The organism is Vallitalea sp. (genome assembly GCF_025211055.1).
Lineage (GTDB): Bacteria > Bacillota > Clostridia > Lachnospirales > Vallitaleaceae > Vallitalea.
This window is the reverse complement of record NZ_JAOARO010000101.1, coordinates 13,763-28,546: the sequence shown is the minus strand read 5'-3', so window position 1 is coordinate 28,546 and position 14,784 is coordinate 13,763. Positions and strand designations below refer to the sequence as shown.

The 14,784-nt window shown below is 29.8% G+C and carries 16 protein-coding genes; 15 read left to right on the top strand and 1 reads right to left on the bottom strand.

Annotation, left to right across the window (positions count from 1 at the left end; genetic code table 11):
• The first annotated feature begins 2 nt into the window (after positions 1–2).
• From N4A55_RS16785 to N4A55_RS16730, 12 genes are all read left to right on the top strand, one after another.
• The gene (locus N4A55_RS16785) at positions 3–788 is read left to right on the top strand and encodes an electron transfer flavoprotein subunit beta/FixA family protein (RefSeq protein WP_293758638.1); all 786 of its coding nucleotides are present in this window, start codon (positions 3–5) and stop codon (positions 786–788) included.
• A gap of 24 nt (positions 789–812) precedes the next feature.
• The gene (locus tag N4A55_RS16780) at positions 813–1,823 is read left to right on the top strand and encodes an electron transfer flavoprotein subunit alpha/FixB family protein (protein ID WP_293758637.1); all 1,011 of its coding nucleotides are present in this window, start codon (positions 813–815) and stop codon (positions 1,821–1,823) included.
• Positions 1,824–2,156: 333 nt separating this feature from the next.
• Positions 2,157–2,492, top strand: coding sequence for a sulfurtransferase-like selenium metabolism protein YedF (yedF, locus tag N4A55_RS16775; protein ID WP_293758635.1), 336 nt, complete (start codon positions 2,157–2,159; stop codon positions 2,490–2,492).
• Positions 2,493–2,514: 22 nt separating this feature from the next.
• The gene (arcC, locus tag N4A55_RS16770; protein WP_293758633.1) at positions 2,515–3,462 is read left to right on the top strand and encodes a carbamate kinase; all 948 of its coding nucleotides are present in this window, start codon (positions 2,515–2,517) and stop codon (positions 3,460–3,462) included.
• A gap of 95 nt (positions 3,463–3,557) precedes the next feature.
• The gene (locus tag N4A55_RS16765; protein WP_212690798.1) at positions 3,558–4,082 is read left to right on the top strand and encodes a peptidylprolyl isomerase; all 525 of its coding nucleotides are present in this window, start codon (positions 3,558–3,560) and stop codon (positions 4,080–4,082) included.
• A gap of 171 nt (positions 4,083–4,253) precedes the next feature.
• Positions 4,254–5,012, top strand: coding sequence for a type II toxin-antitoxin system prevent-host-death family antitoxin (locus N4A55_RS16760; RefSeq protein ID WP_293758628.1), 759 nt, complete (start codon positions 4,254–4,256; stop codon positions 5,010–5,012).
• 93 nt (positions 5,013–5,105) lie between these two features.
• Positions 5,106–5,828 carry a hypothetical protein gene (locus N4A55_RS16755; protein ID WP_293758625.1) on the top strand — a complete coding sequence of 241 codons (723 nt, stop codon included), beginning with the start codon at positions 5,106–5,108 and terminating at the stop codon, positions 5,826–5,828.
• 157 nt (positions 5,829–5,985) lie between these two features.
• Entirely contained in the window at positions 5,986–6,339 is a 354-nt protein-coding gene (locus tag N4A55_RS16750; RefSeq protein ID WP_293758622.1) for a PadR family transcriptional regulator, read from the top strand.
• Positions 6,332–6,499, top strand: coding sequence for a hypothetical protein (locus N4A55_RS16745; protein ID WP_293758620.1), 168 nt, complete (start codon positions 6,332–6,334; stop codon positions 6,497–6,499). The genes N4A55_RS16750 and N4A55_RS16745 overlap by 8 nt, the downstream gene beginning before the upstream one ends.
• Positions 6,500–6,787: 288 nt before the next feature.
• A complete protein-coding gene (locus N4A55_RS16740; RefSeq protein ID WP_293758617.1) occupies positions 6,788–6,913 on the top strand; it encodes a hypothetical protein in 126 nt (41 codons plus the stop codon).
• An 11-nt stretch (positions 6,914–6,924) separates the two neighbouring features.
• Positions 6,925–8,238: a S41 family peptidase gene (locus N4A55_RS16735; protein ID WP_293758614.1), complete on the top strand. Its 1,314-nt coding sequence runs from the start codon at positions 6,925–6,927 to the stop codon at positions 8,236–8,238.
• A 126-nt stretch (positions 8,239–8,364) separates the two neighbouring features.
• The gene (locus N4A55_RS16730; RefSeq protein ID WP_293758611.1) at positions 8,365–9,885 is read left to right on the top strand and encodes an extracellular solute-binding protein; all 1,521 of its coding nucleotides are present in this window, start codon (positions 8,365–8,367) and stop codon (positions 9,883–9,885) included.
• 129 nt (positions 9,886–10,014) lie between these two features.
• Here N4A55_RS16730 and N4A55_RS16725 read toward each other — a convergent pair whose 3' ends face one another.
• Positions 10,015–10,965: a hypothetical protein gene (locus N4A55_RS16725; protein WP_293758608.1), complete on the bottom strand. Its 951-nt coding sequence runs from the start codon at positions 10,963–10,965 to the stop codon at positions 10,015–10,017.
• A gap of 673 nt (positions 10,966–11,638) precedes the next feature.
• Here N4A55_RS16725 and N4A55_RS16720 point away from each other — a divergent pair.
• Genes N4A55_RS16720 through N4A55_RS16710 form a run of 3 tightly spaced genes read left to right on the top strand, consistent with a single transcriptional unit; the run spans position 11,639 to position 14,773 of the window.
• On the top strand, positions 11,639–12,175 hold the full coding sequence (locus tag N4A55_RS16720) for an RNA polymerase sigma factor (RefSeq protein ID WP_293758605.1): 537 nt from the start codon (positions 11,639–11,641) through the stop codon (positions 12,173–12,175).
• Positions 12,168–12,479 carry a hypothetical protein gene (locus N4A55_RS16715; protein ID WP_293758603.1) on the top strand — a complete coding sequence of 104 codons (312 nt, stop codon included), beginning with the start codon at positions 12,168–12,170 and terminating at the stop codon, positions 12,477–12,479. The genes N4A55_RS16720 and N4A55_RS16715 overlap by 8 nt, the downstream gene beginning before the upstream one ends.
• A 20-nt stretch (positions 12,480–12,499) precedes the next feature.
• Positions 12,500–14,773, top strand: coding sequence for a carboxypeptidase-like regulatory domain-containing protein (locus N4A55_RS16710; RefSeq protein ID WP_293758601.1), 2,274 nt, complete (start codon positions 12,500–12,502; stop codon positions 14,771–14,773).
• Positions 14,774–14,784 lie beyond the last annotated feature (11 nt).

Below are 14,784 nucleotides of genomic sequence, written 5' to 3'. Positions count from 1 at the left end.
TAATGAATATAGTTGTTTGTATAAAACAAGTTCCTGACACAACAGAAGTAAAGATTAATCCAGAAACAGGAACGCTCATTAGGGATGGGATACCAAGTATTATCAATCCCGATGATAAAAGAGGATTAGAAGCTGCTCTAACATTAAAAGACAAATACGGTGGTATTGTAACAGTAATAACAATGGGACCTCAACAAGCTAAAAATGCTATTAGAGAAGCTTTGGCAATGGGAGCAGATGAAGGAATATTATTAAGTGATAGAGCCTTTGCAGGTGCTGATACTTGGGCAACATCAACTACAATATCAAAAGCATTAGAAAAGCTTGATTATGATCTAATAATTGCAGGACGTCAAGCTATTGATGGAGATACAGCTCAAGTTGGACCTCAGATTGCTGAACATCTTAAGATACCTCATGTTAGCTATGTTGAGAATCTCATGAAGAAAGATGACAAACTAATACTAAAAAGAGCTTTTGAAGATGGGTATCATATAATAGAAGTCAAAATGCCATGTTTGATTACTACATTAAGTGAAATGAATAAACCAAGATATATGTCAGTTAGAGGAATAATTGATGCATATAGAGAAAAAGAAATAAAAATATGGAAATTAGATGATTTAGATATAGATGACCGATCTACTATTGGACTTAAGGGTTCACCTACCAAAGTAAAAAAATCATTTACAAAGGGAGCTAAAACTGCAGGAAAAGTATTTGTAGTAGATAATGAAGAAGCGGCAAGCATAATTATTAAGAAACTACAAGAAAAATACATTATTTGACCCTCAGGGAAAGGAGGTATATGGATGAATATTAATGAATATAAAGGCGTAATAGTCTTCGTAGAACAAAGAGAAGGAACGATAAACAAAGTTTCTCTGGAGCTTCTTGGAAAAGGAAGAGAATTAGCAGATAATCTAGGCAAAAAGTTGACAGGGGTATTAATTGGATATAATATGATGGATAAAACAGAAGAACTAATCTATTATGGAGCAGATAAAGTTATTTATGCAGATAATAAGGCTTTTGAAGTATATATGACAGAACCTTATACAAAAGCTATAAGTACAATCATAAATGATAGAAAGCCTGAAATTGTTTTATTTGGTGCAACAGCAATAGGAAGGGATCTTGCACCAAGAATATCAGCTAGAATACATACAGGACTTACAGCAGATTGTACATCTCTAGAGATTGATGAAGAAAATAATAATCTTCTTATGACAAGGCCTGCTTTTGGCGGCAATATATTAGCAACAATCATATGCCCTAATTATAGACCCCAGATGTCAACAGTTAGACCAGGGGTAATGCAAAAGTTAGAAAAAGATACTAAAAGAGAAGGAGAAGTAGAACAATACAATATTGACATTAACGAATGTGACATGACCTATAAAATCCTTGAAGTAGTCAAAGAAGAAAAAGAAAAAATCAATATTGAAGATGCTAACGTACTTGTATCTGGAGGAAGAGGAATTGGTAAAGCTGACAATTTCACCATATTAAAAGAATTAGCCAAAGAATTAAAAGGACAGGTATCTGCATCTAGGGCGGTTGTTGACGCTGGTTGGATTAATAAAGACCATCAAGTAGGTCAAACAGGTAAAACTGTTAGACCTGGTTTATATTTTGCATGTGGGATATCAGGAGCTATTCAGCATCTAGCAGGTATGGAAGAATCAGATTTCATTATTGCAATAAATAAAGACTCGGAGGCACCAATATTTGAAGTAGCCGATTTAGGAATAGTTGGTGATGTCCACAAAGTTATACCTGAATTGATTAACCAATTAAGAATTGTTAAGGAAAACAGGTAAAAAGCTGAAAATATATGGAAAGCTAATAATAGAAAACATTGTAGTATACCAACTCATCTTAATTATAGTGATGTTTGGAGAATAGATACTACAAGGTTTATAAATATAAATATTTAATTATCAGCAATTGGTTGAAGAATAAAATGTAGAACTACACTATCCAATGTATTTTCTTCAAATAATAGATGACTTTGAAATATAGAAGGAGATGGAGTAGTTGCTTTAATATCTGGACTTGGTGCAACACTTTTTCAGAATTACTTCTATAAATATAAAAAAATATTCATGGATTTATGTTATAATATGATGATAAAAATTATAGGAGTGATAAAAATGGAAAGAGTTATAGTTATTAATAATGATGTATTTGGTCATGGAGATAGAATTTTAGGAGAAAAGTTAATGGGGGCTTTTCTAAAGAAAATCTGGGCTAGAAATGAAAAACCTGAAGCAATATTGTTCTATAATGCTGGTGTGAAACTTACAGCAAAAGGTTCTACAGTTCTTGATGTACTTACGGGATTAAGTGAATCAGGAGTTGAACTGTTGGCATGTGGAACATGTATTAACTTCTATGAATTAAAAGATAAGATTATGGTTGGTAGGATAAGTAATATGGAGGAGATTTCATCAACCATGATGGAAGCAAAGAGTGTAATAACAATTTAAACTTGATTGGAGGAAAGGTGTTATGAGTAAGTTAGCTGTAATAGCTATTGGGGGTAATTCTTTAATCAAAGATAAAAAGAAATCAGTTGATGATCAATACGTAGCAGTTTGTGAAACAGTGAAACATATAGTTGATGTAATTGAAGAAGGATATGAAGTAATTGTAACACATGGGAATGGTCCGCAAGTTGGATTTATCATGAGACGTTCAGAAATAGCTCATGAAACTGATGATATGCATCTTGTACCTTTGGTTAATTGTGATGCAGATACACAAGGTGCCATAGGATATCAAATACAACAAGCATTACAGAATGAATTTCATAAAAGAGGAATCAAGAAAAAGGCTACTACTGTCGTAAGTCAAGTTGAGGTTGATAAAAACGACAAAGCTTTTTCCAACCCTTCTAAACCAATTGGTTCATTCTATAGTGAAGACAAGATAGACAAAATAAAAGAAGAGCATCCAGATTGGATATTGATAAATGATTCAGGAAGAGGATACAGAAGAGTTGTGCCATCACCTATGCCAATAAATATTATAGAACAAGATTCAATAGAATTGTTAATAGAAAAAGCTGTTACAGTTATAGCTGTAGGTGGCGGTGGAATACCTGTTATAAGAGATGAAGAAGATAATTTGATAGGTGTTAATGCTGTAATAGATAAAGATAATGCGTCAAGCTTATTAGCTGGTGAACTTAATGCTGACATATTCATTATATCTACTGCAGTACCTAATGTATGCATTAATTTTGGTAAAGAGAATGAAGAAAAACTTCATAATGTGGATATAGACAAAATAAAGAAACTACGAGGTGAGGGACATTTTGCTCCAGGAAGTATGCTTCCTAAGATTAATGCTTGTATAAATTTTCTTGAGAATGGTGGAAATAAAGCTATAATTACATGCCCAGAGGAATTGAAAGAAGCAGTTATGGGAGGAAAGGGAACTATAATATCTAAATAGAGGTAGATAGAAAATTATTGAAGAATTCTTCATTATAGATTACAATATAATGGAAACAATAAAAATGATAAAAATATTTATGAAAGGTGATAATAATGGAGAATAAAAACCCTATAGTTACAATGGAAATTGAAAATGGTAATAAGATTGAAATAGAATTATATCCTAATATAGCACCAAACACAGTTAATAACTTTATTTCATTAGTTAAAAAAGGATTTTATGATGGACTTACTTTTCATAGAGTAATCCCTGGTTTTATGATTCAAGGTGGATGTCCAGAAGGTACTGGAATGGGTGGCCCAGGATATTCAATAAAAGGTGAATTCAACATGAATAGATTCACTAATGATCTAAAACATACAAAAGGTGTAATATCTATGGCTAGATCAGCTAATCCTAATTCAGCTGGTTCACAATTTTTCCTAATGGTTGCAGATGCACCACATTTAGATGGTCAATATGCAGCATTCGGTAAAGTGGTTTCTGGTATAGAAGAGGCTGATAAAATAGTAAGTGTTGATAGAGATTATCAAGATAAACCTTATGAACCACAGATAATAAAAAAAGTTACTGTAGATACATTTGGTGTAGAATATGATGAAGTAGTTACAGTGTAACAATGTGATTATATAAACCATATATTGTTTACCTAGTAGTATACCTTGCTAAGTAATCATATATGGTTTTTGTTTTATAAGAAACATAAAACGTACAACTAATCGTATAATATATTTTAATATTGACATTAATCGTACGATATTATATAATTATCGTATGGGGTGATAATAATGGAATATAATAATCTAAAGAAAACAATTACAGCAACAGAGCTTAAGAATAATCTAGGGAAATACTTAGATTATGCAATTGATGACAATGAGATAGTTATAACCAAAAATGGAAAAAAAGCAGCAAGACTAACTCCATATATTACTGATATCGAACGATATTATACTGTAAGAGAAGAAGCAGTGGACTATCAATATGGAGGTAAGAAGGTATCATATGAAGAATTTATGGAAATATATGAAAAAAGTGAATTGAGAATGGAGTTTATTAATGGAGAGATTATCATTTTAGGTTCTCCTAGTACATTTCATCAAGAAATATCAGGTAATCTTTATGTTATATTAAGAAGTTTTTTAAAAGGTAAGAAGTGCAAAGTATTCTATGCACCATTTGATGTACATTTCAATAAAATTGATTTCAAGGAACCAGATATTATGCAGCCTGACTTGTTAATTGCTTGTGATACAGAAGATACAGTTAACGAAAGAGGGCGTTATATGGGAACACCTACACTTGTAGTAGAGATTTTATCTCCAAGTACAAGGTCTAGAGATATGGTAGATAAATTAAATACTTATATGTTATCAGGGGTAAAAGAATTTTGGGTAATTGATCCCAAGAAAAAAGATGTATTAGTATATGGGTTTGATAAATTTCAAATAGAGGAATTCTATTCATATAAACCAGGTGATATACTTAAGTCTTACCACTTTGAAGACTTAGAGGTTAGTATTAATGATATATTTGAGTTAATTTAATTATTATTAATTATATAGTAATAATTTCTAAACATTTTTATGATATACTCATTAAGACAATTATAATTAGGTAAAAGGTGAGGAGAAACATTAATGAGAAAGATAATTATGTTTTTAGTAATATTAGCAGTATTAATAACTGGATGCAGTCCATTTAATAAAAAAGATAAATTAGATGTAAATGTATACAGATCAAATGAATCAAGTAAAAGTATTGTTGTTAATGAGGATAATGATGAAAAAGATATAGTAGAAGATAAAATTACTTTAGATAAAATTTTTCCAGATGAAATAGGCTTTGGATGGATATATAACGGAACATTGGATTATGGTAGAAGTGAAGCAATAACCAAGTGTTACACAGAAGATAATGTCAAACATATCATTATTGAAGGTGAAGAAGATGACCTTAGTGATGGAGAGAGTGGTCATGATTCTACATTCACAAAAGATTTTCAAATAACTGATGATGGAATTAAGTTAAGCCATAAAGGTTCACCTGTTTATCTTGACAACCGAGAATTCTATTTGTTGAAAACACCTATTGAAGTGGGTAATGCATGGGAACATGAATGGTATTATGGTGCAAAAGCCAAAACGGCAATAATTGATGTCACTGATACTACTGTTATAACGGAAACAGTAATAACTGAGGATAATGACGAATATTATTTTAAGAAAGCCAGAACAACATTTGAACAAGGTAAAGGGATATCAACATTAGAAAAAATAGCAGATGAAGATTTTACTATTACCGAAAAAATATATACTTTTGGAAAGGATTATCTAAAAGAAGAAATTAATACAGAAAGTTGAGTCACAATAATAGAGATATTTATATTGCGTGGATAAGAGTGTATCAGATAGATCTGGTATACTCTTTTTTTGCTAAATATTATCTTGACACAATATATAATTTGTATTAACATATACTTAGTAATACTAAATACTTAGTTTTAAAGGGATGAAAGATTTGGAGAGAATAAAAAAACAACTTAAGAAAGGAACATTAGAAATTATTATCTTAAGATTGATAAGCAAAAAGGAAATGTATGGATATGAAATCATACAGCAATTAGAACAAAACAGCAATGGATTCTATTCATTGAAAGAAGGTTCTCTATATCCTGTATTATATAGGCTTGAAGATATTGATTTCATTGAGAGTTATATGTTCCACGAGGAAGGAAAAAGAAAAATTACAAGAAAATATTATAAGATAACTGATAAGGGGATAAATCAGATTAATGATTATCTAAAAGAATGGAATAACTTTGTTTTTATAACTAATAAAATTCTTGGTATAGAAGGTGATATAAATGAATAAGGTGCATAAAAGATATGTTAACAAAGTTTTAAGAAGAATAGATTGCAGTAATAGTTATAAGAAAAGGATAAGAAATGATTTGTATATAATGATGGAGGAAAAGGCATTAGAACTAAACGAATCAGATCCATATAAGCTGTTGGGAGACCGGAACAAGTAGCTGAAGAATTTGCAGAAAATATGGGAGTGAATCTCTTTACTAAATATCAGTATGTATCCGAGAAAACGATTCTAGGAACTCCGGTAATACAGATAAACAATCATAGGGCTTGCTGTAGCTGGATTATTTGCTATAGGAGGAGCGGCTTTTTCCAACTACATATCAATAGGGGGAACAGCCATAGCTAAAGAATTTGCTTATGGTGGATATGCAAAAGCAAAGGTAGCCATAGGTAAGGAAATCAATGCAAAAGTTGGTTTCTATTCCGAAAGTGGAAAAGGAGAATTTGTGAGAAAGATAGTAGAGGATACTCAGCTCATGAAGGATTATATATATAGCAAAGTGCCTGATTTAAGTAGTTTTGTAAAAGGTGTAATGGATAAATGTATGTATTTCGTAGATAGTTTAAGATAGGGGGAATAATAATGAGGAAAAATAATAAAGAGTTTATAGTTCTAGTAGTTTTAGCTGTAATTATGATAGCAGTTCTTTTTATAAAAATGCCAAATGATAATGCAGAAGGTAGTACCCCTAAGATAGATATCAATATTTTAAGTGATAATAGTACTGATGACCATATTGTTGAATTATGGAGAGAAGATATCTCATATCTGGCTAAGAATTTAAAATCAAAACATAAGAACCTTTATCATACTATAAGTAAAAGTGAGTTCAAGAAAGAAACTAACCTATTGTTGGAAAAAATACCTGATTTGAATAATATAGGAAGAGTTATAGGCTTAAAAAGCTTAGTTGCAAAAATTGGTGATGGACACACTACTGTTATAGAGAATATGAATGTAAGATATTTCCCATTGAAATTTATGATGTTTGAAGATGGGATAGTTGTTACTAATACCACAGAAGAGTATAAAGAGATATTAGGAACCAAATTGGTACAGATAGGTAATGAACCAGTAGAAAATATTATTGAAAAGATGGAAGACATGATCTCTAGGGATAATGAGGTGCAATTATTGAAAAGCACTCTAAATTATCTTATAAATGCTGACTTCTTATATGAATATGGATATATCAAAGATATAAAAGGAAGTAAATATGTTTTTCAGAATTCAGAAGGTGAAAAAATCACATTAGACCTTAAGAGCTTATCCACTCAAAGCAATGAAAAATGGGTTTCTATCGTGAGTAAATACCCTAAGATAGCTGACATGAGTTATATTAAAAACACAAACAATCCATATTGGTATGAATACTTGTCACAAGAGAAATTACTATATTTTCAATATAATGTATGTATGAATAATGAGGAAAGACCAATAAATGAATTCATAGATGAATTATCAGCATTCATAGAGGATAAAGATGTGGAGAAATTTGTATTTGATATGAGATTCAATGGTGGAGGAGATTCTCGTATTATTGAACCACTAATTGATGAACTTGCTAAAAATGAAGCTATAAATACAAAAGATAATTTGTATGTAGTTATTGGCGGTGATACTTTTTCATCGGCAATACTTAATACTCTATCTATGAAAAAAGAAACCAATGCGACAATTATCGGTAGTCCAACTGGAGGCAAACCAAACCATTATGGTGAAATAAAAACTTTTAGACTACCTAATACTGGTATTACAATACAATATTCTACCAAATATTTTAAGCATAGTGAAAACGATGAGGATTCTATATATCCTGATATTCATATAAAATATTATTTAGATGATTTTATTAATGGCATAGACCCAGTGATGAAAGAAATTATAAAAAAGTAAATTCTTGATAGAAATATGTATTGAAATATCCACTGCTGTAAATATTGTACTTGGATTTATAGGTATGAAAGACAGGACATAGGGTTAATCTATAAATATATACAATAACTGCAGAGGAGGATATTTATGAAAAAGAGAAAAATTACAGGACTAATATTATGTTTTTGTTTAATAATAGTTTTGTTGTATGGATGCAAAAGTCATAGCGAACCAACATCTAAAGATAAAACTACCAATACAACCGTAGAGCCTAATGATGAGGATAATGATTCAGATAATGTAGAAAAGTCACAAGAGGATGATATAATAACATTGACTCTAGTAGAAAAAGATTTTATACCATCTAATCCTGATGATTTAGAGTATATTGATGAAGTAAATTTATCATTATCAGAGAATGGAATAAAAGCGAAGTTAGAATTAGTACAGCTTCCACAAGGAAGTTATTCTAAAAAAATAGATGAATTGATTACTGACGGTAATATACCTGATATCATATGGTTCAGGGATGGAATTGATAAAAAATATGCCGAACAGGGTATGTTGGTTGATCTGACAGATTATATTAATGATTCAAAAGTATTTGGCAAAGCTATGGAAGAATACAATAAATCACGTATAGAATCGTATCCATACCTGTTAAGAATTAGATATAACACTCCCAAGCTGGCAGTGGTCAGAAAAGATTGGTTAGATGAATTAGAATTACAAATTCCTAAGACGGTTCAGGATTATTATACTGTATTAAACGCATTTGCAAACAGTGATTTTGATCATAATGGTGAAAAAGACACTTATGGGGTAACAGTCACAGGTGATACAGACAGGCTCGATGATATTTTCAATGCTGCTTTTTCAATGCCTACCACTTGGATAAAAGACGAAGCTGGCAAATACATCTATTCAAAGGTAAGTTGGTGTGAAAAAGAGAAATTAGCTTTTTATCGAAAATTGGTAGAAGAAAAAATACTTGATCCAGATTATGCTGTAACTAAATGGGATTCCATGGAAGAAAAATTATATACAGGAAAAGCCGGTATGATTATAGGATCAGCAGGGAAAGTCATTGAAATCTATAATAACAAACTTAAAAATGCAGGAATTGAAACTGATTTGATTCCCCTTGATCCTCCTATAGGAAATAGCGGTAATGGATTAGCTCCTGTAGATGTTACAAGAGAGGACAAAGGTTTTGCAATATCTAATCAGTGTGAGCATAAAGATCTGGCTTTTAGAGTACTAGAATTTATGGCTTCTGATGAAGGGCAATTATTAGATAGACTTGGAATTGAAGGAAGAGATTATACACTAGATGGTTATGGGAATATTACACGTACTAAAAAAGGTAAAGAGTGGTATGCCAGATTTTTTGATGTACCCTCATGGGAATCACCAGTTCCATTATTATCTGACATTGCCCAAGAATCACTTGATATAGCATCTAAATATTACACTGAAGATATTAATTTTGAAATTCCTAAGGAGTATAGTACCAATTGGGATGAGATGACCAATCTCTACAAAGAATATTCCTATAAAATCATAAATGGTGAAATAGATATTAATAGATTTGATGAATTCGTTGAAAAATGGTATAAGGCTGGTGGAGAAGAAATTACAGACTTAGCACAGGAAAGATTAAACTAAATAATTATTAATGGGGCTTATATGATACATTTTTTATTTGTAAATTCAGCCCCATTTTACTAATTCTAAAATCGGTAAATATATTTCCTTATAGGTTTAAAACAGACTGCCATAAATTGGAAAGTAAATCTAATAATTTATAATATTTCCGTCTTCGTCTATAATATTACCATCTTTATCAAAATATGTTGTTATCATAACATTTACTGGTAACTTAACTTCCCCTACAACAACCTCTTTTTTCCACTCTTTCACAGTTTTTTTAAATTGATTTGTTTCTAGATTTATTATTCCTGTTTTAATCATGAAGTCTAGAAAATATTCATCAATTTGTTCTTCTGTTCCATCTGCTAATGTATAAACGTTACCTACAAAACCATCATGAATATGTCCAGGAATCGGTTGTCCTGAACTGCCGTTACAAATACTGCATTCATTGACATGTCTTACTCTGACAATATCAATATATTTATCAACATTAACTAATTTCTTAACATCAATAATTGAACGATAGATCTGGAATTGAAATCCAACTCCTCTTTCTGCTTTAGTACAATTAGCAGGAGCATTAGCTATTGGAAAACCATAATTAAAACCTTTGCTATAGCTTTTTGTAACGGTATTACCTACTGCTTTGGCAATAGACTGTGAATGACTTATACTAACATTTGATGAAAAACTTTTTGAGTTTATACCCAGAGATACAGACGCAGATATTGTATTTGATGCCGAGATAGAAACAGAGTGGGATAAAGAAACTGTTTCATTTAATGTTCCTGAGAAATTATCTGTTCTATAGATAGTTCCAAATCTCTTATAATCAACAACGGGATCATCATCTGAAGGACCTTTAACTAATTTTGTTTCTCTAACTCTAGTGTAATAGTCTCCATTCTCGTCATTATGTTTAACATAACCAATATCTGAATTTTCATCATAAGGTCCTACTATGTAAATAGGTGATGATTTCGCTAATGGCTCAACAACACTTGACTTTGTAATTGAACTAGCTCCATGCACAGATGATACAGGTAACATAACTAATAAAAGTACCATAAAAATATTAAATAATTTTTTCATATTAAACACTCCTCTAATAATTTTTTAAAATAATATAAACCACTAACTATTCAAGAATTCATATCATATATATGACAACTTAACAAAGTCCTCATGATGCTTGTACCATTATTCACAAAATAGGATTATCACACTCCTTAACTAATATAAAATCTCGCAGTCTGTAATTATATTATACATATAATTGAAGTAAGAATTTGTCGGAATAACTGAAAAAACTAAATATTATTAAAAAAAGCTAAATATTCATAAAAATATTAATTGGTGAAGTTATGTAGGATAGACACTATTATCGTTTGAGAGGGGTATTTGTTACTTATTCCAAGCTAAAAGTATATTACTAAATTTATATAGTAAAATATACACAAAAAAAAATGCAAAAAAAATAGATATTTGTGAAGCATTATTTGAAGAATCATGTATAATAATAAGAGTAAGAAAACCCCATAAAAACCTATAAACCCCCAAAAAATTTATTTTTTTAAATACCTTCTCCTTAAAGAAGACAGCGATCGGTAGCTGTCTTCTTTTTACGTTTTTCATAATTGAAAATTTAATTAGGTTTTTTGCAACCAAAAAAGTAGTTGGTGCATCTATATATTGTAAAAGTAATATAGAATCTATATTCTTTCAATAAATAATGTGTTGAATAATAGGTGTTAAGGGAGAAAAAATGATAACGACTAGTGTTGAAACACAAACGGTTGAATTAAGTAATGAAGAATATTTAAAAAATGTTATGAACAGGTATGGAACACAGCTGAAAAGATATGCATACATGATGGTTAAGGATCAACATCTGGCAGAAGATGTGGTGCAAAAGACATTTATTAATTTTTACTATAGCATAGACAATTATCGGCATGATAGTAGTGAGAAAAATTATTTGTATACTATATTAGCCAATGAGTGTAGACAGATTAGGAGAAAAAATTGGTTTCGCAGAGAAAACAGGAATAATTATGAGGATGTAAAGAATGCGTTTCAGTATAATGAAGATTATAGTATTGACAAGATAGCAGTTGCAGATTGTCTGGCTAAGATAAAACCAAAATATAGAGAAATAATCATACTCTACTATTATCAGAATTTCTCTGTTGCGGACATATCAGAAATATTAAATTTAACCAACAGTGCTGTTAAAAGCAGATTGAAATATGCACGAGATAATATTAAAAGATATCTTGAGGAGGTGTTCGTGAATGAATGATGATAGGATAAGAAGATTAGTTAGAAAAACATTGGATAGTCAGTTGAAGAGTATAGATTTTGGTTATGAGTCTCAAGACGCAGTTTTTAGGAAATTAAAGAATAGTAGTAGACGAAGTATATTAAGTAGATTCCTTAATTATAAGTTTGAAATTTCTGTTAACAACTTGATTATAGGTGTCAGTGTTGCATCCGTCGCAGTGGTATTTTTATCTTATCAGACATTTAGATTAACACCTGATAACTTAAAAGACAGCCAAATAGAATATATAGAAATACAGATGCTAGATAAATTATTTTATTAATTGATGGGAGTTAATAGCTTATGAAGTATATAAAAATAAAGGTAAAATATATAATTATAGTCGTTTGTGTTATAATTATAGGATATATAGGAATTAACTATAATTCTCCAGATATGTATTATTTATTAGGAAATATAAACAAGGGAACTACTAGTAATGCTTATTATAATAGGTTGGTAAAAGAGCATCCCCAAGATCAAAAGAGTGTTTTAGGGCAGATTAGGATTCTAGAAAACATATTAAATGATCATCAAGTTTTTAGTAAAGTAATGGTTGTTATACAGGATGGATTTTCTATTGTAAATGGTGATACTAGAGTAGTAAGTGAGGAGAGTATCAAAGATATAAATGATACTTATTATACATTGTTAGAATATCATAGAGACAATGATTACTTTGATAATTATACACTCTACACTGCTTTAGTAAACTGGTATGCTGGATACAATAATAATGCTTTAGATATGCTTAATAAAAATCAATTCAAAGATAAAGATTATGAATCTCTGAGGAATATGTATTTATCATTAATGAATATTGAATTAGGAAATTTTGATAAAGCCCTAGATTTAATTGAAGATTATCATGATGAGGAATATGACTCTTATTGGGATATAGTAACGAATTACTATAATTTTTTAAGTGGTAAAATGAATTATGGGGGAACTAAGCACAAGGATTATATAAATTCCAAAGATACTAAATTTAAAATAATAGATAGTCTTTATGAAACTATATTATCATCTGTGGATATCAAGAATAAAAAGAGAGCAAATAATACTTTGCAAGGGGTAATATTCAATGATGGAGCTGGAGTAGAAAATATGTTAGTGTTCTTAACTTCAATGGATGGAGTAAGTAGTCAGATGGGATTCGTATATAGAGAGAACTTGGTTACTGTAACAGATGAAAAAGGTCAGTATATTTTTCATAATGTACCAAATGGTAATTATAATGTGGGACTATGTTTGCCGTGGAATAGAATAAAAGGTCATAATATAGAATTTGACAAGGGTTATAGAGATATTGAGATGAAAGGTAATAATTCATATAAAAGAAATATTAATCTATACTCACCTATAAAAGTGGGAATAGAGAAGATAGATACTAATAGATTTCAATTCAAGGTGAGTCATGATTATCTAGATTTTGACTATTACAAAGTAGGATTATCACTTATAAATGGTGATGAAGGAGATTTTTATAATATTAATTATTTTTCAAATACAAAATTTAGAGGGAATACTATATACTTTGATGTAGATAAAGAAAAAGAAAGTTATTTTAGTATAGGCTATTCATCTTCTAACGGTACCATTAATGTAGATTCATTAATAGATGCTTTATATCATTCTGGGAAATACTATTTGAAAATTATTGGGGGATATGATGACCGAGATTGTTGGATTGACAATTATGGTTCTTATTCTAATGTATCTATTGCCACTATTGATATTGATGGTGAAGAGTGGACAGAAGGAGATAAATTATTAATTGACAAAAAATTTGGTGAAGCTGTTTTACAATATGATAAAGAGTTAAAAGAAAATCCTGATAACCTACATATTCATAAAACTTTAGCTAAGATGTATATGAGAGAATGGGATGATAACGATGATGAATCAAACATTGATTATAAGAAAGCATTAGAACATTTACTAGTTATGAATGAATCTATACATACACCAGAAATAAAAGAAGCTATTGGAGATTGTTATTATAATTTAAATGATTATGAAACAGCCATAGAGTACTATGATGAAGATGTTGATAACCAGAAGTACTGTATAGCTAAGAGTTATTATTATCTTAATGATTATAATAATGCTATAGAGAATTATAGTGGATTAATTGGAAGCTGTTTAAATGACACTGTCATAGAAAAAATGATAGGAATATATTTGCTGCAAGATAATATGAAAGGCTTAAAAAGTATCATGCCTATGTATACTAATAAGTATAATAATGCAGATTATGAACCATTGACAAATAAATATATTAATATGGATAGGTCAGGTTTCAAAGTGTTCTATGAATTAATTAATAATGGTAATATTGATGAAGCTTATAGTTTTTTAAATAATAATGATAGTGATCTAGCCAGGTTTTATAAATTACTATTTATCTTATTTGAAAATACTAGTGGTGAAAGTAGAGCAAATAAATTTATGGATCTATATAAAGATATTAACCAAGATATATTAAAGGATTATGCAAAAAATCTAGGGTATGACGAAATCAAAAGATATGATACTTATAATCATGATAATAATGATAAATCAGTACAGGATTAGATCATATAGAT

What these genes read in the sequence shown, in the direction of transcription:
- N4A55_RS16720 (WP_293758605.1), top strand. Translation starts at nt 11,639, where the DNA reads ATGATAACGACTAGTGTTGAAACACAAACGGTTGAATTAAGTAATGAA.
- N4A55_RS16755 (WP_293758625.1), top strand. Translation starts at nt 5,106, where the DNA reads ATGAGAAAGATAATTATGTTTTTAGTAATATTAGCAGTATTAATAACT.
- N4A55_RS16710 (WP_293758601.1), top strand. Translation starts at nt 12,500, where the DNA reads ATGAAGTATATAAAAATAAAGGTAAAATATATAATTATAGTCGTTTGT.
- N4A55_RS16725 (WP_293758608.1), bottom strand. Translation starts at nt 10,965, where the DNA reads ATGAAAAAATTATTTAATATTTTTATGGTACTTTTATTAGTTATGTTA.
- yedF (WP_293758635.1), top strand. Translation starts at nt 2,157, where the DNA reads ATGGAAAGAGTTATAGTTATTAATAATGATGTATTTGGTCATGGAGAT.
- arcC (WP_293758633.1), top strand. Translation starts at nt 2,515, where the DNA reads ATGAGTAAGTTAGCTGTAATAGCTATTGGGGGTAATTCTTTAATCAAA.
- N4A55_RS16785 (WP_293758638.1), top strand. Translation starts at nt 3, where the DNA reads ATGAATATAGTTGTTTGTATAAAACAAGTTCCTGACACAACAGAAGTA.
- N4A55_RS16765 (WP_212690798.1), top strand. Translation starts at nt 3,558, where the DNA reads ATGGAGAATAAAAACCCTATAGTTACAATGGAAATTGAAAATGGTAAT.
- N4A55_RS16715 (WP_293758603.1), top strand. Translation starts at nt 12,168, where the DNA reads ATGAATGATGATAGGATAAGAAGATTAGTTAGAAAAACATTGGATAGT.
- N4A55_RS16745 (WP_293758620.1), top strand. Translation starts at nt 6,332, where the DNA reads ATGAATAAGGTGCATAAAAGATATGTTAACAAAGTTTTAAGAAGAATA.
- N4A55_RS16760 (WP_293758628.1), top strand. Translation starts at nt 4,254, where the DNA reads ATGGAATATAATAATCTAAAGAAAACAATTACAGCAACAGAGCTTAAG.
- N4A55_RS16780 (WP_293758637.1), top strand. Translation starts at nt 813, where the DNA reads ATGAATATTAATGAATATAAAGGCGTAATAGTCTTCGTAGAACAAAGA.
- N4A55_RS16730 (WP_293758611.1), top strand. Translation starts at nt 8,365, where the DNA reads ATGAAAAAGAGAAAAATTACAGGACTAATATTATGTTTTTGTTTAATA.
- N4A55_RS16735 (WP_293758614.1), top strand. Translation starts at nt 6,925, where the DNA reads ATGAGGAAAAATAATAAAGAGTTTATAGTTCTAGTAGTTTTAGCTGTA.